The organism is Streptomyces sp. NPDC024632, from assembly GCF_055559175.1.
Window position 1 is genome coordinate 23,815 of sequence record NZ_JBVHLD010000029.1, and the last position, 19,481, is coordinate 43,295.

Genomic DNA, 19,481 nt, shown 5'->3' on the forward strand with positions numbered 1-19,481 from the left:
GGCTCCATCATGGCCCCGGCCGGGTCCGGGACGCGTGATCCCCTTCAGCGCGGCGGGAGTTGATCGTAGGTCCTGAACGTGTAGTACGCGCTCAGCCGCATCGCGTTGCCGGTGGCGGCGGGAAGTCCGAGGCGGTTGTCGACGAGGCGGTCGAGGGGGCCGCAGCCGGTGGCGCCGGGGACCGTGAAGGCGGTGTCGTAGGCGTCGAACGCGATGACCGGCGGGTCCTGCGAGACGACGCGGGAGCCGCCAGAGCGCACCAGCCGCAGCTCGACCGGGGTGTCGCCGCCGCCGATGACGCAGCCGTGCGGCAGCAGGGGGCTGAGGGCGCGGAAGCGCAGGGTGAACAGGCCCAGACGGTCGCCGACGGAGAAGAAGTCGGACCGGCCGCCGTACTCCGGTCGCAGGGACAGCCGGAGCAGCGGGTCGCGGTCGGCGCCGGGGATGCCGGTGAGGCCGCCGGGGACGCGGTCGGGGGCGCTGCGCAGGGCGCCCCAGACCTGGCCGTCGGCGCCGTCCGGCAGCGGGCCCTCGGCGTGGGTGAGGGTCATCGGCGCCAGCTCGGGGATCGTCCGGCTGCCGAGCGTCAACGACCCGGTGGCGGTGAGGACTTCGCACTTCCAGAGCGTGGCGTCGACCCCGGCGGGGAGGGCCGGGCAGTCGCTGAAGTCGGACGAGTACGGGGGCGGGGCGGGCGCGTCGGTGGCCGCGGACGAGGCTGCGGACAGGGCCGCGGGGTCGGCTGCGGGGTCGGCGCTCGCGGTGCCCGTGACCGTGGCGGCTAGGGCGGCGGCGAGGGCCAGGCCCGCGGCTCCGCGGCGGACGGTCGAGCGGCGCGTGTCGGTGGTGGATCGCATGGCTGTCAGCCTGCCGTCGCGCACGGCGGTGCTGCCTTGGGGATGCCCCTTGCCGTACCCCGAAGGGCCCCTGACGTGGCGTCAGGGACGTGACCCTCAGGTGCGCCCCCGAGAGCGGGAGGCACCGACGCGAGCCGCCCCCGGAACCGTCGCCGACCATCTTTCGATAAACTTGCCGCTCCGGCAATCTTGCCATCACGGCAGTATTTATCTACCGTCGTAGCCATGACACAGGACGAAGACGCCGCCCGCCTCGGCCTGCGGGAGCGCAAGAAGCGGGAGACGCGTGTCGCGCTGAGCCAGGCCACGATCCGGCTGTGCGTCCAGCGCGGCTGGGACGACGTCACCGTGGAGGACATCGCCGCCGCGGCGAACGTGTCCGTGCGCACCTTCCGCAACTACTTCTCCGGCAAGGCCGAGGCCATCGCCGCCAGCCACCTGGAGCGGATGCGACGCGTCGCCGACGAACTGCGCGCGCGACCGGCCGACGAGCCGCTGTGGGATTCGGTGGCACATGCCGTGGAGGGCCAGTTCGCGCCGAAGGGCGGTCCTGAGCAGGGCTCGTCCGAGGACCGGCGGCGCTGGACGGACGGCGTGCGGCTGATGCTCGCGGAACCGGCCCTGCACGGCGAGATCGTCAAGGCGAACGCCGCCGCGCAGGAGGAGCTGGCCAGGGCCGTCGCCGAGCGCACCGGCACGGACGTCGCCCGCGATGTGTATCCCAAGCTGGTCGCCGCGGTGGTCGGCGCGGGCAGCGCCGTGGCCGTCGAGCACTCCCTGACCGCGGATCCGCCCGTGTCGCTCGCCGCGGTCCTGCGCGAGACGTTCGACGGGATCGTCGCGGGCCTGCCCGCTCCCTGATCCGCCCGCGCCGTACGTGAGTTGGCCCGGTCGGCCGCCGGGTCGCTCCGGCCTGCCCTCATACGGCGTTCCCCCTTTCCCTTCTTCCGTCTACGCAACGAGTCACTGAGGAGGACCAGTTGGTCACCACGGATGTCGTCATCGTCGGAGGCGGCCCGAACGGGCTGATGCTGGCATGCGAGTTGGCCCTGGCCGGGGTACGGCCGACCGTGCTGGAGAGCCTGTCGGCGCCGAGCGAGGAGCCCAAGGCGAACGGACTGGTCGGCCAGGTCGTACGGCTGGTCGACCGGCGCGGGCTGTACGAGGACCTGAGCGGGACGCCGGGGCCGCCGCGTCCGAACTCCGCCTCCTTCATGTTCGCCGCCCTGCCGCTGGACCTGAGCCTGCTCCCGGACAGCCCGGTGTACGGCATCGCGGCGCCGCAGCGGCACATCGTCGAGGTCCTGGAGAAGCGGGCCGGTGAACTCGGCGTGGAGATCCGGCGCGGCCACCGGGTGACCGCCCTGGCGCAGGAATCACAGGACCCGCCCGCCCCGCACGAGGCGTCGGACCCTGACGCGGGCGCAGCGGGCGACGCCGTCTCCGTGGACGTCACGGGACCGGACGGCGCGTACCGGCTGCGCGCCCGTTACGTCGTCGGCGCGGACGGCGCGCACAGCGTCACGCGCAAGCTGTCGGGCATCGGCTTCCCCGGCGTGAGTGACGACCGCAGGACCAACCGGTCGGCGCACGCGACCGTCCCCGCTGATTGGGTCGACCCCGCGACCGGCGCCCTGAATGTGCCCGGTTACGGCACCGTCCGGCCGTTCCTGCCGCTCCGTACCGAGCACGGCGGATTCTCGTACGCGCCCTTCCCCGGCCGCCCGGCGCTGATCAGCACCACGGAGTGGGACCAGCCGGAGACCGGGACGCCGATGAGCCTCGAAGAACTGGGCGCGAGCGTCCGGCGTGTGCTGGGCGCCGATCTGCCGCTGAGCCCGCCGACCGGCGAAGGGCCGTACGTCCTGCGGCGGTTGACCGGCGGCAACACGCGGGTGGCCGAGCGCTTCCGGGACCGGCGGGTGTTCCTCGTCGGCGACGCCGCCCACATCTACACGGCGGGCGGCGGCCCCGGCCTGAACCTCGGCCTCCAGGACGCGGTCAACCTCGGCTGGAAACTGGCCGCCGCGATCCACGGCACCGCACCGGCCCACCTCCTCGACAGTTACGACGCCGAGCGGCGCGGGGCCGCCGACCGTATGGTCGTCTACGCCCAGGCGCAGGCCGCGTTGACCGCTCCCGGCGACGACGTCACGGCGCTGCGTCAGCTCTTCACCGAACTGCTCGCGCAGCCCGCGACCGTCCAGCACCTCGCCGACCTCACGGCGGGCACCGATGTCCGCTACGACATGGGCGGTCCCGAACCGCACGCGCTGGTGGGGCGGTTCGCGCCCGACCTGGACCTCGCCGCCCCGGACGGCACGGTCTCGGTGGCCGAACTGGCCAGATCGGCGCGGCCGTTGCTGCTCGACCTGACCGACGACGCGTCGGCCGCGGCGGCGCTCGGCCCGTGGAGCGACCGCGTCAGCGTCGTCACGGCGCACGCGCCGTCCCGGTCACAGCAGCCGCCGTCGCGGCCGGACGACGCTGACGCCCCGACCGCCCTGCTGATCCGTCCCGACTCCTACGTGGCCTGGGCGTCGTCCGACCATCGTCCCGGCGCGGCGGCCCTGGACGCGCTCCGGTCGGCCGCGCGGCACTGGTTCGGCGCCGGGGACGCGGCCGGGGATCAGACCCGGGGCCGGGCCGGGCGTCCGGCCTGGGATCAGGCCGGGAATCGGACCGGGGGCGCCGTCTAGCAGGCCAGCATCTTCTGGATGGCCTGGCGGCTCACGCCCAGCTCGCGGGCGATGTCGGACTGCGAAACGCCCTGTCCGATGAGCTCCTGCATCAGGTCGCGCCGCTCGACGGCGAACTGTCGGGCCAGGCGGGTGTGGTGGATGGCCTGGGCGCGCACTTCCTTGATGCGGGCGAAGGTCGGCTCGTGCATCGAGAGGTCTTTCCTGTCTGCCATGCCCTCCAGAGTGACAACAAGGGGTTGTCATGTCAACCCCTCGTTGTCAAAGGCGGCCCTCACTCGTTCGGGGGACGCTCGGCGTAGCCTGAAGTGGTGCCGTGTCGAGCCGAGCCGAGAAGGAGCCGCGATGTTCAACTTCATGGATGAGCTCTTCGCGCCCGGCCGCAAGCACACCGAGGACGAGCGCAACCGCTTGGAGCTGTCCCGCGACGACGAGGGCAGCAGCGATCCGGCGCGCGGGGCGATAGACCTCGATTCCGGCTCGGTGGTCATCCGTCCGGCCCACGCCGATGCCCACGTCACCGAGGCGGCCCCGTCGGAGCCCGCCCCCGCCGGGGAACCGGCCGTGGACGCGGACGAGGAGTGAGGCGCGGGCACGCCTCATCCGCAGGTCCCGAGCGATCCGCGCGCCACGGCGGGTCTACGGGTGGTCGGCGCAGCAGGGAGTCGGGTTCGGCACCTCGAAGGGGGCCAGCGTGCCACCGGGCGCGGGGGTCAGGTCCAGCACGAGCCGTCCGTCGCGCCACCGCGGGCGTACGTGGTCGCGGGTCCGCACGGGGATGTGCGGATCGGGCCCGTCGCCGTCCGTCGCGGGCGGCGCGCCGACCAGGACGACCTGGTCGATCGCGGTACGTGCGAGCAGGTCCGCGAGCGTGACGGTGCCGGTCAGGGCGTCGGCGCCCGGATAGAGCACCGCCCGGCCGCCGCTCCCGCGGGCGTGTTCCGCCGCCGCCGCGGTCGCGGAGCGCGCCTCCTCGGCCGGGCCGTGCGTAGCAGGGCCGAGTGCGGCGCCCGCACCGTCGAGTCCAGCGCTGGCGAGTCCCGCACCGTCGAGCCCCGCCCCGCCCGGTCCCGCCGTGTCCTCGGGCGAGAGCCGGGCCAGCAGCCGGTCCCATGCCTCCGTCGCGGCCTCGGCGTCGGGCAGCGCGAAGGAGACGGCCGTACGCGGGCGGGCGGTGGCGCGTACGAGGTGGGTGCAGGCGACGGTGGCGGCCGGGAGGTCGAGCACGTCGGCGAGGTGCCGGATGAGGTGGTCGGCCTCGCGCAGATTCACCGACCCGGCGGCCACACCGATGACGGTGTGGCCGCCGGGTCCTTCGTGCGGGGTCGTCATGCGGGCAGGACCCACATCGGGTTGGAGTAGAACCACAGGTCCTTCCAGGGGTCGGCGTCGCCGATCACGTCCATGGCGGGGCCGACCGGGTCGACGGATGCGCCGTTGACGCCGACGGCGGTACGGTTGCCGTCGGTGCCGCGCAGGCGGACGTACACCGGCTTGTCGACCCGGCCCAGGGAGTAGGTCAGCCGGACCGTGCCGGTCGACTTGTCGACGTCGAAGGACTTCACGACCTTGGTGTTCGGCGCGGCGAGGGTGTCCTTGTCCCGCGCGGTGCCGGTCACCTGGCCCTGGATGACGTCGACGCGGGCGAGCTTGGGGACGAACTGGGACCAGTTCGGGCCGCCCGCCAGGGCGACGGTGACGACCAGGTCGACCTTGCTGCCGCGGCGCACGTGCAGGACGCCGCCGAGGGTGACCGACCGGCTGCCGTCGCCGAGCCGCGCGTCGAGGCCGCTGATCAGGCCGCCGTGGTCGACCCAGACGCGTCCGGCGCGGATGCCGTCCATGACGGCCGCGTAGGAGAAGCCGGCGGAGCCGACGTGGGTGCGGCTGTACTGGCCGGGCCAGAAGTCGGTGTCGGTGAGGTTGAGCGCGCCGCCGTAGACCGGGTCGGCGTACTTGCCGTTGGCGTTGAAGTCGCCGTTCGGGCCGCGCACCGAATTGTCGGCGTAGACGTTGTGCGAGTCGGAGTTGGCGGTGATCCACCAGGGCTTGCCCTCGGCGAGGAGGCTGTCCCACAGGCCGCCGACGGTGGAGGTCATCCAGTCGAAGCCGCCCCAGGTGCGGTAGCTCTCCAGCGGGTAGCCCGGGAAGGAGTCGGCGCTGGGGCTGTTGTCGTAGATGCCGCGCCCGGACCCCGCGCCCTGCGGGGCGGGCAGGCCGCCCGCCTGGTGGCCGGGGGCGCCCTCCATGCCGACGGCGATCCCCGGCTGGGCGTCGCGCCAGGCGCGGATCTCGTGCGGGGAGTCGATGCCCTTGCGCGCCGGGTGGTTGGCCAGGAACAGCACGTCCTGGACCTTGCGCCGCCTGACCTGGTCGGCGAGGAAGTTCAGGCCGGAGATGGCCAGCGCCTCGTTGGCGGGCGTGCTGGCGCTCGCGCCCTTCACCGAACCGTCGAAGGAGTTCTCGAACTCCTTGAGGACCGCGACCTCGTTGCGGCCGGGGTGGACGAAGACGGTGCCGTGCTCGGCGGCCGGGATGTTCCACTCAAGACCCTGGAAGACCAGGGTGTCGGAGACCTTCGCGCGGGCCGCGACGATGTCCGGATTGACCTTCTCCACACCGATCTTGGCGTGCTGCTCACTGCCGTGGTCGGTGATGACCATCCAGTCGAGGCCGTGCGCGTTGGCCTGCCGTACGTGGTCGATCACGCGGTACTTGGCGTCGCTGCTGTACTGGGTGTGGATGTGGTGGTCACCCGCCAGCCACAGCAGGCCGCCGGGGTGCGAACCGCCGTGGCCCGCATGACCGCCGGAGGAGTGCGCCGCCGCCTGGCCCGCTCCGGCCAGGACGCTCCCGGCCGCGAGTCCCGCGCCCAGCAGGCCCGTTCGGCGCAGCATGGAGCGCCGCGAGAGCTGACTGGGCGTCAACTCCTCGTCCGGTACCGAGGTGTCGAGGGCGGGAGGCAGCGAACCGCCGTCGGTGTGACCGCCGTGCGCGTGATCGTGGGGCCCGTGCTGGTGACCGTGGCTGTGGCCGTGGCTCATATTCAGCTCCCGCTGACGACAGGATGTACGCGTAGGACGCGGCGAGTCTGGGCAGCGCGGGTGAACGGCGGGAGGCACCGTGGGGTGGCAAAGGCGAAGTAAAGCGTAAGCAAAGGCCCACGGCATGCGCGTCGCGTCGCTCGGCCCCCTCGCATGCGGGCGTCGTCGGCGGTACGGGCGAGGACGCGTCCGGCCCCGGACAGGACCGCGTGGCGGGCCGTCGTCCACGGGCTCGGGACCGGTCCCGAGGCGGCGCCCGTAATCTCCGCGGACGATGGACGACCCGAGGAGTATCTGCGTGACCGCTCGGCAGAACTGGTCCCTGCCCGCGTCGGTGAACTGCGTCCTGGCGCGCCGCGACCCCGCCGGACTCGCGGTGGAACTGGCGGCGGCCCGCCGGGACATGACCGAGTTCACCCTCGCGCTGGACGACAGCCGCACCTACCTCTCCCCCAAGCGCGCCAACGTCGTCCGCCACCAGGGCAAGGCGCTCGCCCGCAGCCTCCGCCGGATCAGCGCCCGCCTCTGCCGGGGCGGCTGCGCGCGTCTGCGGGCGCACCCCCGGCTGGGGCGGTACGTCAGCGTCCACGAACGCGACGTGCTCGACGACGGCGGTGTCCTCGCCGTCCGCCGGGGCGTCCTCGAACTGACCCGCGCCCTGGCGACGTTGCGCAGCCGCGAGCCGTTCTACGTCCGGGTCCGGGACCGCGAGATGTCGAGCACCAGGTCCCGGATGAGCGCGTACGGCGCTTCGCTCGGCGCCCTGCTCGACACGGTGGTCCTCGACCTCACCGCCGCGGACCTGTCCGGCCTGAACGCGCACGCCGTCTCCGGGCTGCGTGCCCTCTGGTCCCCGAGTACGGTCTGGACTCCGGCCGCCGCCAAGAAGGCGCGCGCGGCCTCCCGCGAGATCGGCCCCGGCGTCTTCCTGCTCTGACACGGGCCCGTCGTCGCTCCGAAGCGGTGGGCGCGGCGTCTTCCGGGCGCGGTGTTCACCAGCCCGTCGCGGCGGCCACCTCGCGGGCGATGTCCACGACGCTCCTGCCGTCCGTGGCAATCCGTACCGTGTCCGGAGGCGCGTGTTCTGCCAGGTGCCGCGCCATGACGTCGCTCCGGCTGATGTGCGGGGCGAGTTGGGAGCCGGTCTCGCGCCGGGCGAGCCGGGCGCGGGCCGTCGCGTCGTCGGCGGTGAGCAGCACCCGGACGACGCGCGGCGGCCCGCCGCCCAGGGCCCGGACGAACATGTCGTGCTCCAGCACGCTCACCGTGTTGGTGTAGATCAGCCTGCGGTGCCCCAGCGCCGCGAAATTCGCCCACACCGCGGCCAGATTCCGCTCGGTGATCGCGGAGCGGCGCGGGTCGTCCGGCGGCGCCGGGTGCACCTGTCCCATGAGGTCGCCCTCGATCACGCAGTGCGCGACCTCCGCCTCCCGCAGCAGCTCCGAAACCTCCCAGGCCACCGTGGACTTGCCCACGCCCGAACGCCCCCCGATGAGCAGCACCTCATACGTCGTCACGCCGGGAGCCTCCCAGAGGCCGACCCCGTCGGGCCACGCGTTTTCCCCGGCCAGGGGGCGTACGGGCTTACGCGCGAGCCGACCGGCCGCGTTCTGACCGGCGCGGCACCGGGAGCCGCCGGGCCCCGGAAGGGCGACGTCCGCGCCGCGCGCCGCCCTGTCCTACGTCAGGAGCGCGGCGCCGCGCCCCGCTTCCAGCGGTGCCCCGTGGGGGCGGTCTGCGCCTATCCGGGGAGCGACTAACCGCCCCTGACGGGGCATCACCCGCACCGCCCTGAGGATGCCCGGCGGTCGGGAACGGCGCGCGCCACCGCCGGTCTCGGCGCCGCGCGGGCGACCCCTCTTTTTCCAACGTTGACCGCCGCCCGTATGGACACCCGCCAGGCACTGTGCTGTCATGCCACCGACATCGTTTGCAACGATGGAAGAAGTGCGGGGAGGTGCCCGTGGGACGCGGGTGCCGCCTTTGTCCAGCATTCCGCCAGGTCGGACCTCAGGAGCCCACGCCGTACGGGGAGGCGGGCTCCGACAACGCTGTCAGCGGCCGACGGAGCCTCACGACGGGTCGACAAGGGGCCCGCTTCAGGACGGAGTTGTGCGTGAGAAGAAGACGAGCGTGGCGCACGATGCGGTACATGCGGCGGCGGGCAGCGGTGGTCGCCGTGACCGCCTGCGTGGCGGGGATGACGGTGGCCGGGGCGGGCCAGGCGTCCGCGGGACCGGGACACGGGGCGGGCCACCACGCCGTCCCCTCGGTGACCTCGGGCGGCGCCCGCTTCCAGGTGCTGTCGCCGACGTTGATCCGTACCGAGTACGCGCAGGACGGGAAGTTCACCGACACCGCGACGTACAACGCGATCGGCCGCGGCGACTTCGCGCCTGCCGCGTACACGACGAGCACGTCCAACGGCTGGCTGACGGTCGCGACGAGTGCGATGACGCTGCGGTACCAGGTGGGCTCCGGGCCCTTCAGCGCGCGGAATCTGTCGGTGAGACTGACAGCCGGACCCTCGGCGGTCACCGCGGCGCCGTGGCAGCAGATGACGTGCGCGGTCGGCGCGCTGTGCGAGGCGGAGAGCCTGCCGTACAGCGGGGTCGGCGTCGCCACGGACCACACCGGGTACACCGGCTCCGGCTTCCTGGCCGGCTTCCAGGGGACGGGCAGTTCGCTGTCGGCCGATGTCGAGGTCGCGACGGCGGGCACGTACCAATTCGACGCGCGGTACGCCAACTCCGCGGCGGGCGACGGCCAGAACACCACACGCACGCTCACCTTGACGGTCGACGGCGGCGCGGCGCAGACGCTGAGCCTTCCGGTGACCGGCAGTTGGGACACCTGGAGTCTGGCGACCGCCGCGGTGCAGCTCGGCGCGGGCCGTCACACCGTCACGCTGTCCAGGGCCGCCGGGAACTCCGGCAATGTGAACATCGACAGCGTCGCGCTGGTGAACTCGGGGAGCGCGTTCCCCACGGCCTCGGCGACGGCGATCGCGGACTGTGCCTTCGGCGCGAGTTGCGAGGCCGAGGCGGACCGGATCGCGGGTTCCGCGAAGGTGGCCACCGACCACGGCGGATACTCGGGCGGCGGCTTCCTCGGGGAGCTGAACCAGGGGTCGAGCGTGACGACCCACGTCGTCGGGGTCCCGTCGGACGGGACGTACTCGGTCCAGGTGCGCTACGCCAACTCCACGGGCGGCGACGGCCTGAACCAGACCCGTACGGCCACTGTGTCGTCCGGCAATACGAGTCAGACGCTCTCTCTGCCGGTGACCGGCAACTGGGACACCTGGCAGACCGCCTCGGTGCCGGTGGCGCTCAAGGCGGGCGCCGACGACATCACCGTCGGCTGCCCGAACGCGGCGAGTTGCCACATCAACCTCGACACGCTGTCGGTGACCGCGTCCGGCGCGGCGGCCCCGCAGCCGCACCTCGCGCTCGGCGGATACCGGCGCAGCCTGGACGGGCTCAACGGCGACAACGGCAATCCGACGACCACGCCCGGCCTGATGTACAAGGACGGCTGGTATCTGCTGGACGACACGACGTCCGCGCTGTACGACACCGCCGCCAAGAAGGTCACGCAGCGCCCCTCGCACAACGGGACGCCGTACCAGGACGGTTATCTCTTCGGGTACGGCCACGCCTACAAGCAGGCACTGTCGGATCTGGCGACGCTGACCGGCCCGGCGCAACTGCTGCCGCAGTGGGCGTACGGCGTCTGGTACTCGGAGTACATCGACAGGACCGCCGCCGACTACGAGAACACGATCCTGCCCGCCTTCCGGTCCGAAGGCGTCCCGCTGGACGTCCTGGTGACCGACACGGACTTCAAGTCGCCCAACGCGTGGAGCGGTTGGGAGATGAACACCGCCAAATTCCCCGACCCGAAGGGCTTCTTCGACTGGTCGGCGGCGCAGGGGCTGCACAACACGCTCAACACCCACCCGAGCATCCTGGCCTCGGACCCGCAGTTCGCACAGGCCCAGGCGACCGCCAAGGGCAAGCTGGTCAAGGGCGGTTGCGCGGCGGGGGCGAGCGCGGGAGGCGACTGCTACGTCTTCGACTTCGGCGACCCCGACCAGCTCAAGGCGTACATGGACCTGCACAAGACGATGGACCAGCAGGGCAACGACTTCTGGTGGTTCGACTGGTGCTGCGACAACTCCCAGTCCTCGCTCGCCGGAGTGACGCCCGACGCGTGGATCAACCAGGCGTACGCGGCGGAATCCGCTCCGGCGATCGGCCGCGGCTTCGTCATCTCCCGCGCCTACGGCTCGCTCCAGGCCGGCGGGTACAGCGGCCAGCAGGGGCTGCCCACCGGACCGTGGGCCGACAAGCGCACCACCGTGCACTTCACCGGTGACACGTCCTCGACCTGGGGAACGCTGCGGTCCGAAGTCGGTTACACACCGGGCGAGTCGGTCGCGACCGGCATGTCCGCGGTCAGCCACGACATCGGCGGTCACAACGACACGACGGGACTGACCGGCTCCGAGACGTACACCGACGGCGGCGGCACCCACACCACGCACAAGCTGCCGGACGACCTGTACGCCCGGTGGGTGCAGCTCGGCACCTTCCAGCCCGTCGACCGGCTGCACAGCAACCACAGCGACCGGCTGCCGTGGCAGTACGGCACCGCGGCCCGGCAGTCGGCGGACACATTCCTCAACCTCCGCGAGAACCTGGTGCCTTACACGTACAGCCTCGCGCAGCAGGCGGCCACCACGGGCGTCCCCGTGGTCCGCGCCACGTACCTCGAATACCCGGACGAGCCGCAGGCGTACGCCACCGCGGGCAGTGAGTACTTCTACGGCTCCGACATGCTGGTCGCTCCCGTCACCACCCCGGGGACGACGGCCACGACGTCGGTGTGGTTCCCGCCCGGCCAGTGGACGGACTACTTCACCGGGCAGACCTACACCGGCGGCACCACGCGGACCATCGCCACGGGGCTCGACCGGATGCCGGTGTTCGTGAAGGCGGGCGGCGTCATCCCGACCCGTACGGACGATGTCACCGCCAACGACAAGGCGCCGCTGACCAAGGTCACGCTGACCGTGGCCGCGGGCGCCTCCGGCTCGACCTCGCTCTACGAGGACAACGGCACCACCGGGGGTCCCGGTCGCAGCGCCACCACGACGGTCCGGTACCGCGAGAGCGGCGGTCGGCACACCGTCACCGTCAGCCCGGCCGCCGGGTCCTTCCCCGGCCAGGTCAGGACCCGGCAGTGGACGGTGACGCTGCTCGGCGTCGCCGCGCCGAGCCACGTTACGGCGGCCGGCAAGGGATTGTCGCCGGACGCGTACCACTACGACAGCGCGACCCGCTCCCTCACCGTCACGCTGCCCGCGCGCAGCGTGCACGCACCGGTCACCCTCAGCTACCGCTGACCGACCGGCCCCGTACGGGCCCGCGCGTACCCCCGCGCGGGCCCGTACCCATGATGCGGCTAGGGCGCGCCACCGCACAGCTCCGCGAAGCGCGCGGTGTCGATGTTGCCGCCGGACAGGATCAGGCCGACGCGGGGCGGTAGGGGGGTGACGCGGGCGGAGAGCAGGGCGGCCAGGGGCGTGGCGCCACTGGGTTCGAGGACGATCTTCAGGCGTTCGAAGGCGAAGCGCATCGCCTCGCGGATCGCGTCCTCGGTGACCAGGACGATGTCGTCCACCAGCCGCCGGTTGATGGAGAAGGTCAACTCGCCGGGGACGGAGGCCGCTTGCCCGTCGGCGATCGTGCGCGGGACGGGGATGGCGACACGCTCGCCCGCCTCCAGCGAGCGCTTGGTGTCGTCGCCCGCCGCCGGTTCGACGCCGATCATCCGGATGGCGCTGTCCAGCCCCTTGACGGCGGTCGCGCTTCCCGCGAGGAGTCCCCCGCCGCCGACCGGCACCACGAGGGCGTCCAACGGCCCTGCCTCGTCGAGGAGTTCCAGGGCGGCGGTGCCCTGCCCCGCGATGACGTGCGGGTGGTCGTACGGCGGGATCAGGGTGAGGCCGCGGTCGGCGGCCAGCGCCTCGCCGATGGCGACCCGGTCGCCCGTATACCGGTCGTAGGTGACGACCTCCGCGCCGTAGCCCTCGGTGGCCTCCCGCTTGGAGCGCGGGGTGTCCTCGGGCATCACGATCACCGCGGTGCTGCCCAGCTCCCGCGCGGAGAGCGCGACGGCCTGCGCGTGGTTGCCGGAGGAGTACGCGGCGATGCCCTTGGCCAACTGCTCGGGCGTGAGCCGGGACGCGGCGTTGTACGCGCCGCGGAATTTGAACGCGCCGACGCGCTGGAAGTTCTCGCACTTGAGATGGACCTCGGCGCCGACGAGGTCGTCCAGGGTGCGCGAGCGCAGGACGGGCGTACGGTGCGCGACGCCGTCGATGCGGGCGGCGGCGTCGCGGACGTCGGCCAGCGTGACCGGCGCGGCGGCGGTCGGGGGGCGGTGGGTTGAGGTCACCACCGCACCCTACGCCGTGCTCCTCGGGCGCCTCGCGGGTGGCCGGACCTCGGACGTTACGGTCCCGCGGCCTGCGCGGCGGCGGTGCACGGGCCGGGGGCGCGCCCGGAGTGGGTGATTCCGGCAAGGCGTTCATGTGCGCTTCGTCGCGCGTTGGCTGGGGCTGTCATCTCGGTCCGTAGCGTCGGCTTCTGCCGGCCGGACCTGCCCCGTCGACCTCTCGGGGACCCCTCACAGGTTCCGTGCTGCCCCACGGCGACGACCGATGAACCGAACAACAGCGCAGACGAATGAGAGACGCCCATGTGCAGTCCGCAGCACCAGCCCGAGGGACCCCTGCCCGGCGCGAGCCGCCGATCGTTGCTCGTCGGAGCCGGACTCGCCGGAGCCGCGGTGGCCGGTCTGTCGGCCGCGGGACCCGCGTCGGCCAGTACGCCGGGGACGGCCGGAACCGCCGGGCTTCCGGGGTTCGGCGGGCCGTGGCGGCCCGACACCGACGACCAGCGCTTCACCGTCGTGGTGATGCCGGACACGCAGTACATGTTCGACGGTGACGCCCTGTACCCGGCGCCGGTCGAGGCGGCCTTCCGCTATCTGCTGGCGAACGGCAAGGACGAGAACATCGTCTTCATGGCCCACCTGGGCGACCTCACCCAGAACGGCAAGGCGGGCGAATTCGCGTCCATCAGCAAGGCGTTCAAGATCCTGGACGACCACCAGGTGCCGTACAGCGTCCTGGCGGGCAACCACGACATCCCCGGCAAGGACGACCAGCGGGGGAACACGCCGTACCTCGACCACTTCGGACCGCGGCGGTTCCGCAAGGCGCGCTCCTTCGGCGGCGCGAGCCCCGACGGCTACAACACCTTCCACACCTTCCGGGCCGCGGGCCGGGAGTGGCTGGTGCTGGCCCTCGACTGGCGGCCGTCGGCCGCGGGCGTCGCGTGGGCGAAGAAGGTCATCGCCGCGCACCCGAAGTCCCCGGTCATCCTCACCACGCACGAGATCGTCGGCGCCGACACGTACGGCGACGAGGCCGAACTGTCCGACTTCGGGCAGCAGTTGTGGGCCGACCTGATCGACGGCAACGACCAGATCTTCCTCACGCTCAACGGCCACTTCTGGCCGCCCGCCCGCACGGTGAAGAAGAACGCCGCCGGACACGACACGCACCTGCACATCACCAACTACCAGGACCGGTACTACGGCGGCGCCGCGATGATCCGGCTCTACCGCTTCGACCTGGCGCGCGACACCATCGACGTCGAGACCATCTCCCCGTGGATCCTCGGCAAGGCCGCCGACAGCCTCAACGAGCTGGAGCGGCAGGAGATCGAACTGACGGGGCCGCAGGACCGGTTCTCGCTCGACATCGACTTCGAGCAGCGCTTCTCGGGCTTCGCCCCGGCCACCCCGCGGCCCGCACGGCCCGTCAACCGGATGCTCGTCCCCGGCACCCTGGCGTACTGGCGGTTCGACGGCTCGCACGGCACCGACCGGATCGTCGACCTGTCGGGGCGCGGCAACGACCTCACCAAGGTCGCGCTGCCCGGCGCCACGGACGCGGCGCTGACCTGGTCGGCCGACCACCACCCGGACCAGCCCGGCCACGCCAGCCTCTACTTCGGCGGGGACAGGGACAGCGGCGGCCCGCACGGCGCCTACCTCCAGACCGTGGACAGGGCGCCGCTGAACGCGGCCACCTTCCGCTCGGCGTACACCTTCGAGGCGTTCTTCAAGCTGCCCGCCGACTGGGACGGCAACCGCAACGGCTGGTCGGCGCTGCTGAGCCGCTGGGGCACCAGCGGCCAGGCGGGCAAGACGGGTTACTCCGAGACCGAGCCGATCGTCACCCTCAGCCTGTCCGGCGGCGCCGAACTCCAGTGGAACGTCTACCCGTTGAACCTCACGACGTCGACCACCAACTGGGGCCACTACCTGCCGATCAACGTGTGGTGGCACGTCGCCGTCGTCAACAACGGGCGGCAGACCACGATGTACGTCGACGGCTGCCCGGTCGTCCGCAATCCGTCCACCCGCAACAACGGCCTGACCTCGCTCAATCTGCCGTGGATGATCGGCGGTCACGCGGACGGCGGCAAGCCGGACCAGGTCATGCGCGGCTGGATCGGTGACGTCCGGATCGCCGAACGGGCGCTGGCCCCGCGCGAGTTCATGAACGCCTGACGGACACAGCCGCCGGGGGGCGGGTCCCGACCCGACCGCATCCGTCCCCCGGCCCCTTCCCCCGGCCCCGGACCTCACTCTCGATCGGACCCGGACCCCACCGCCCGGGCAGCGGTTAGCCTCGGGCGGTGAAACGCATCCTCGTCGCAGGCATCACCGGAGCGGGCAAGACCACCATGGCGCGGGCCCTCGCCGAGCGGCTCCGCCTGCCCTTCCACGAGATGGACGCCCTGCGGTTCTCGGGCCCCGACTGGGCCACCGACCCGGAGTTCGAGCGGAAGGTCGCCGACCTCGCGGCCGGCCCCGAGTGGATCGTCGACTCCTTCGGCTACCCGGAGGTACGGGACCTGCTGTGGACGCGCGCGGACACCGTGGTCTGGCTCGACTACCCGCGAGCGGTGATCATGCCGCGCGTCCTGCGCCGGTCGCTGAGCAGGACGCTGCGCCGGGAGCGGGTCTTCGGCGGCAATGTGGAGACCGTGTCGGGCTGGTTCAGCGGCGAACACCCGGCGTGGTGGGCCTGGTCCCAGCACGCCGCCCGGCGCGCGGACATCGGCGGGCGCGGCCAGGACCCCGCTTCGCGCACCTCCAGGTGCTCCGTTTCCCCTCGCCGCGTCGGGCCGAGGCGTGGCTGCGCACCGTGCGCCCGTGACGCGGTGACCTGGCGGGCTCGTCAGCCCGATGGCCGCGTGCCGAACCCCGGTACCCCCGCGACCGACGGCTGGGCCGGGTTCCGGATCGTGCCCCGCGCCTCCCCCGGCCGCCCGTCCCTCGCACCCCGCAGCCCGCGCGCACCGCACCTCCCACCGGCCACAGTTCGCCCGGTCACCGGCCGCGGTCCGTCCGCTTTGCCGTCTCCCCAGACCTTGACGGCCGCGTCCACGACCGCAAAGAATGGCCCGGCAGCCAATGACAACGTTGTCTAATTGCAAGAGGAGATCTGCCGTGACCCACGACCCCGCCGGACTGGGCAGACGGCGCTTCGCCCAGCTCGCCGCGCTCACCTCCCTGGCCGTCGCCACGCCGCTGTCGATCGGCGCCGCCTCCGCGGACGCCGCGCCCGCGGTCCGGCCCGGCGGCGCAGGGCACGGTCCTGGCCACGCTCCCGACGACGATGTCGCCGCCGCCTACTACCAGGCGCTGCTGACCCACACCCGCTGGGCCGAGACCCAGTGGGACGCTTCGAAGGGCTACTACACGGGGACCGACTACAACTTCGTGGTCGTCCTCGGCAACGCGGTGCTGCTGACCCGCGGTACGTACGACGCCACGAGCGCGGGCATCGACAAGGAGACGCTGCGGGCGCACACACTGGCCACGGTCAAGCACTTCGCCGCGTCCAACCGCCTGACGGGCGGCACCGAGTGGGGCCGCACCCTCTTCTTCGACACGACCTTCCAGCTCTACTTCGTGCTCGCGGCGCACCTGCTCTGGGACCAGTTGGACGCGGTGACGCGAGGTCACGTCGACACGATCGTGCGCGAACAGGCCGCGTACACCACGGCGTTGGGCACCGCCAACGACCCTGCGTCCGGCAGTTGGACGCCGAACGGGCTCAAGGGCGGCTTCGTCGGGGACACCAAGCTGGAGGAGATGGGCGTGTACGCCCAGTCCCTGGCGCCGGGTCTGGCCTGGGCCAGCGACGATCCGCGGTATGCCGACTGGAGCGCCGCGTACGGCCGTTGGAGCCGGAACGAGACGGGGCTCCCGGCCGCCGACCTGGCCAACCCGACCGTGGTGGACGGCGTCGCGGTCAGCGCGAACACCGCGACGAATCTGTACGACTCCTTCATCGTGGAGAACCACGGCTCCTTCGGACCGCACTACCAGCAGGAGTTGTGGCGCACCTCGGGCCGTAACGCCGTGCACTTCATCACCGCGGGCCGTCCGCTGCCGCAGGTGCTCACCGAGCAGCCGAACGCCAAGCAGTTGTGGCGCACGCTGCTGATGGTGATGAGCGACGCGGGCGAGCCGCTGATGCCGATGGTCGCCGACCGCGAGCACCTCTACGGCCGTGACGTGATCCCGCTGGCGTTCCTCGCGCAGGTCGCCGGGGACCGTACGGCGGCGTGGGGCGAGGCCGCGATGGCGGCGCGGCTGGCGCCGTACCAGGCGTACGCGCCGCTGTACCGGCTGGCGAAGTTCTCCGGTGAGCCGAAGTACGAGCCCGAGGCGCGCGCCGAGGTGGCGATCAGCTATCTGCTGCACGAGTGGCGGGCGGCGCACGGCGGGATCGTCAAGCCGCTGTCGGACGCGGAGATGTTCGCGCGGGCCTCCGGCGTCAAGGACTTCGGCACCGGCCCCGGCCTGGTCGCGCAGCAGACCCCGGCGGCCTGGGCGGCGGCGGTCAGCAAGCCGGGATTTGTGAAGTTCGGCTGGCAACCCGCCCACGACGACTGGCTGTTCGCGCTCAGCGGCACGACGCCGATGTTCCTGCCCGCGACGGCGGCGAAGGTGCTCAAGCGGTCGGTGACGACGTACCGGGAGGTGCGCGACGGCTTCGACGCGACCGCGACCGTGCTGACCCTGGACTCGGGCACCGCGGGCTTCACCACTCTGCCGTCCGGCGCGGTGGTCTACGCGACCAGCGGTACGGCGTCGGGCGAGGGCTCGCTGCGGGTGCAGAATCTGACGATGCCGGGTGTCGCGGGGCTTGTCGGCAGCCGTACGTACACCGCGGCCGAGGGCAGCGCGAAGGTCGCCTCGCAGGACAGCGGCAACGCCGGTGTCGGTCCCGGGCCGCGGGTGGACGAGCTGACCGTGCCCAGCGGTTCGTGGCGGTACGTGCGCATGCAGGGCGTCGCGGGCCACACCACGTACGGCTACTCGCTGTACGCCTTCGAGGTCCGTGACGGCGCGAGCGGTCCGGATCTGGCCCAGGGCAGGACGGCCACCGCGTCGTCCGCGGACTCCGGCAAGGGCGCGGCGCTGGCCGTGGACGGCAATGCGACGACCCGGTGGGCGGTCGCGGTCTCGGACCGCGGGCGCGCGGACAGTTGGCTGACCGTGGACCTCGGCGCCGCCAGTGCCTTCGACCGTGTGACGCTGCGCTGGGAGACGGCGGCGGCCCGCGCGTACCGCGTGCAGGGCTCGGCGGACGGGAAGACCTGGACCGATCTGCTCCGCTTCCCGAGCGCGGACCTGTCCAGCCGCGGCGGCTGGCTGTCGGTGGACGGCCGGGCGGGGCTGGTGGTGCGCGGCGCCGCCAACCCGCTGTCGGTGTACGGCGATCTGGTGGTGCTCTCCGACGGTCCCGCCGAGCCGTTGCTGGTGGAGGGGCTGCCGTCGGGCGACCCGCGCGCGGTGAAGGCCGCCGCCGCGCGGCCCGCGCCCCGGGCGCGCGACGCGGCGGTCAAGGCCAGTACGGCGGGCGGGCACTTGAGCCTGTTCAACCTCTCCGCCGGCTCCGTCGCCACCACGGTGTCGGTGCCGCAGAGCCGGTCCCGTCTCACGCTGTACGCGGGAACGCAGCACGTCACCGCGGACGGTACGGACGTCGCGGCCGAGTTGACGGCCGCGAGCGCGGCGGTCGTCCCGGCCCGCTTCACCCTGACGTCGCGTGCGGGCGGTTCGGTGCCCACCGGTCTGCGGGTGGAGGTCGTGGACGCCGCGACCGTACGGGTCAGCGGTCCGCGCGCCCGTCTGCTGGTCACGGCGCCGTCGGGCGCCCGCGCCCAGGTCGATGTCCAGCCGGGCAGGACCGCGCAGGTCACCGTGCGCGGCGCGAAGCCGTACCCGCTGGAGGACGTGGCGGTCGGCTGCGACACCTTCCCGACCGGTCCGCTGCCCGCGGGCATGTCGGATCCGGCCGCGGCCGTGGACGGCGACCCGGCGACGTCCTGGCGGCCCGGCTCCGCGCGCGGCCGCATGGTGGTCGATCTCGGCGCGGCGGTCGATGTGCGGGAGATCCGTACCGCCTGGACCGGCGGCCATGTGCCGTCCGCCGCCATCGAGTTCAGCACGGACGGGCTGACGTACACCTCGGCGGGCGAACTGCGGCGGCGCGGCCGTGCGGCGACGCTCGCGGCGCCTACGACGGCACGCTATGTGGCGCTCGCCGTGTCCGGCGGTCGCGACACGGACGCGCGGCTGGTGAGCCTGGAGGTCGTCCCGGCCTGACCACGGCCGGACAAGAGCCCCGGGGGGGGGGGGGGGGGGGGGGGGGGGGGGGGGGGGGGGGAGGGACAGGGGGGGGGGGGGGGGGGGGGGGGGGGGCGGAGGGGGGGGGT

14 protein-coding genes are annotated in these 19,481 nt (G+C 72.8%); 8 read left to right on the plus strand and 6 right to left on the minus strand.

Annotated elements, in window-relative coordinates:
• Positions 1 to 44: 44 nt before the first annotated feature.
• A complete protein-coding gene (locus tag ACZ37P_RS37560; RefSeq protein WP_355345618.1) occupies positions 45 to 857 on the minus strand; it encodes a hypothetical protein in 813 nt (270 codons plus the stop codon).
• Positions 858 to 1,082: 225 nt separating this feature from the next.
• On the opposite strand from ACZ37P_RS37560, the gene ACZ37P_RS37565 reads away from it, so the two are divergent.
• Together ACZ37P_RS37565 and ACZ37P_RS37570 are read left to right on the plus strand one after the other, a co-directional pair.
• Entirely contained in the window at positions 1,083 to 1,718 is a 636-nt protein-coding gene (locus tag ACZ37P_RS37565) for an acyl-CoA-like ligand-binding transcription factor (protein WP_467350947.1), read from the plus strand.
• 119 nt (positions 1,719 to 1,837) lie between these two features.
• The gene (locus ACZ37P_RS37570) at positions 1,838 to 3,556 is read left to right on the plus strand and encodes an FAD-dependent monooxygenase (protein WP_467350949.1); all 1,719 of its coding nucleotides are present in this window, start codon (positions 1,838 to 1,840) and stop codon (positions 3,554 to 3,556) included.
• On the opposite strand, the gene ACZ37P_RS37575 is transcribed toward ACZ37P_RS37570, so the two are convergent.
• Entirely contained in the window at positions 3,553 to 3,771 is a 219-nt protein-coding gene (locus ACZ37P_RS37575; RefSeq protein ID WP_355345627.1) for an HTH domain-containing protein, read from the minus strand. The genes ACZ37P_RS37570 and ACZ37P_RS37575 overlap by 4 nt on opposite strands.
• A gap of 130 nt (positions 3,772 to 3,901) precedes the next feature.
• Between ACZ37P_RS37575 and ACZ37P_RS37580 the strand changes: the two genes are divergently transcribed.
• Positions 3,902 to 4,141, plus strand: a complete 240-nt coding sequence (locus ACZ37P_RS37580; RefSeq protein ID WP_391045396.1) for a DUF6191 domain-containing protein — start codon at positions 3,902 to 3,904, stop codon at positions 4,139 to 4,141.
• Between the two features lie 54 nt (positions 4,142 to 4,195).
• Here the strand turns inward: ACZ37P_RS37580 and ACZ37P_RS37585 are convergent, their stop codons facing one another.
• A complete protein-coding gene (locus ACZ37P_RS37585) occupies positions 4,196 to 4,888 on the minus strand; it encodes a hypothetical protein (protein WP_391045399.1) in 693 nt (230 codons plus the stop codon).
• On the minus strand, positions 4,885 to 6,600 hold the full coding sequence (locus ACZ37P_RS37590) for a PHP domain-containing protein (protein WP_401854044.1): 1,716 nt from the start codon (positions 6,598 to 6,600) through the stop codon (positions 4,885 to 4,887). The genes ACZ37P_RS37585 and ACZ37P_RS37590 overlap by 4 nt, the downstream gene beginning before the upstream one ends.
• Positions 6,601 to 6,898: 298 nt before the next feature.
• On the opposite strand from ACZ37P_RS37590, the gene ACZ37P_RS37595 reads away from it, so the two are divergent.
• Entirely contained in the window at positions 6,899 to 7,537 is a 639-nt protein-coding gene (locus ACZ37P_RS37595) for a hypothetical protein (protein ID WP_467350952.1), read from the plus strand.
• A gap of 55 nt (positions 7,538 to 7,592) precedes the next feature.
• On the opposite strand, the gene ACZ37P_RS37600 is transcribed toward ACZ37P_RS37595, so the two are convergent.
• On the minus strand, positions 7,593 to 8,117 hold the full coding sequence (locus ACZ37P_RS37600) for an AAA family ATPase (protein WP_391045406.1): 525 nt from the start codon (positions 8,115 to 8,117) through the stop codon (positions 7,593 to 7,595).
• A gap of 683 nt (positions 8,118 to 8,800) precedes the next feature.
• Here ACZ37P_RS37600 and ACZ37P_RS37605 point away from each other — a divergent pair.
• Positions 8,801 to 12,010: a TIM-barrel domain-containing protein gene (locus tag ACZ37P_RS37605; protein WP_467350961.1), complete on the plus strand. Its 3,210-nt coding sequence runs from the start codon at positions 8,801 to 8,803 to the stop codon at positions 12,008 to 12,010.
• A 59-nt stretch (positions 12,011 to 12,069) separates the two neighbouring features.
• Here the strand turns inward: ACZ37P_RS37605 and ACZ37P_RS37610 are convergent, their stop codons facing one another.
• Positions 12,070 to 13,065: a pyridoxal-phosphate dependent enzyme gene (locus ACZ37P_RS37610; protein ID WP_467350954.1), complete on the minus strand. Its 996-nt coding sequence runs from the start codon at positions 13,063 to 13,065 to the stop codon at positions 12,070 to 12,072.
• 303 nt (positions 13,066 to 13,368) lie between these two features.
• Here ACZ37P_RS37610 and ACZ37P_RS37615 point away from each other — a divergent pair, with 303 nt between their 5' ends.
• The 3 genes from ACZ37P_RS37615 (at position 13,369) to ACZ37P_RS37625 (ending at position 19,371) form a co-directional block, all read left to right on the plus strand.
• Positions 13,369 to 15,252, plus strand: a complete 1,884-nt coding sequence (locus ACZ37P_RS37615; protein WP_355345648.1) for a LamG-like jellyroll fold domain-containing protein — start codon at positions 13,369 to 13,371, stop codon at positions 15,250 to 15,252.
• A 128-nt stretch (positions 15,253 to 15,380) separates the two neighbouring features.
• The gene (locus ACZ37P_RS37620) at positions 15,381 to 16,178 is read left to right on the plus strand and encodes an AAA family ATPase (RefSeq protein ID WP_467350957.1); all 798 of its coding nucleotides are present in this window, start codon (positions 15,381 to 15,383) and stop codon (positions 16,176 to 16,178) included.
• Entirely contained in the window at positions 16,162 to 19,371 is a 3,210-nt protein-coding gene (locus ACZ37P_RS37625; protein ID WP_467350959.1) for a discoidin domain-containing protein, read from the plus strand. The genes ACZ37P_RS37620 and ACZ37P_RS37625 overlap by 17 nt, the downstream gene beginning before the upstream one ends.
• Positions 19,372 to 19,481: the final 110 nt, after the last annotated feature.

Excerpts from the sequence above, each read along its gene's own strand:
- ACZ37P_RS37560 (WP_355345618.1), bottom strand. The coding sequence starts at position 857 with ATGCGATCCACCACCGACACGCGCCGCTCGACCGTCCGCCGCGGAGCC.
- ACZ37P_RS37585 (WP_391045399.1), bottom strand. The coding sequence starts at position 4,888 with ATGACGACCCCGCACGAAGGACCCGGCGGCCACACCGTCATCGGTGTG.
- ACZ37P_RS37575 (WP_355345627.1), bottom strand. The coding sequence starts at position 3,771 with ATGGCAGACAGGAAAGACCTCTCGATGCACGAGCCGACCTTCGCCCGC.
- ACZ37P_RS37565 (WP_467350947.1), top strand. The coding sequence starts at position 1,083 with ATGACACAGGACGAAGACGCCGCCCGCCTCGGCCTGCGGGAGCGCAAG.
- ACZ37P_RS37625 (WP_467350959.1), top strand. The coding sequence starts at position 16,162 with ATGACAACGTTGTCTAATTGCAAGAGGAGATCTGCCGTGACCCACGAC.
- ACZ37P_RS37580 (WP_391045396.1), top strand. The coding sequence starts at position 3,902 with ATGTTCAACTTCATGGATGAGCTCTTCGCGCCCGGCCGCAAGCACACC.
- ACZ37P_RS37605 (WP_467350961.1), top strand. The coding sequence starts at position 8,801 with ATGACGGTGGCCGGGGCGGGCCAGGCGTCCGCGGGACCGGGACACGGG.
- ACZ37P_RS37590 (WP_401854044.1), bottom strand. The coding sequence starts at position 6,600 with ATGAGCCACGGCCACAGCCACGGTCACCAGCACGGGCCCCACGATCAC.
- ACZ37P_RS37615 (WP_355345648.1), top strand. The coding sequence starts at position 13,369 with ATGTGCAGTCCGCAGCACCAGCCCGAGGGACCCCTGCCCGGCGCGAGC.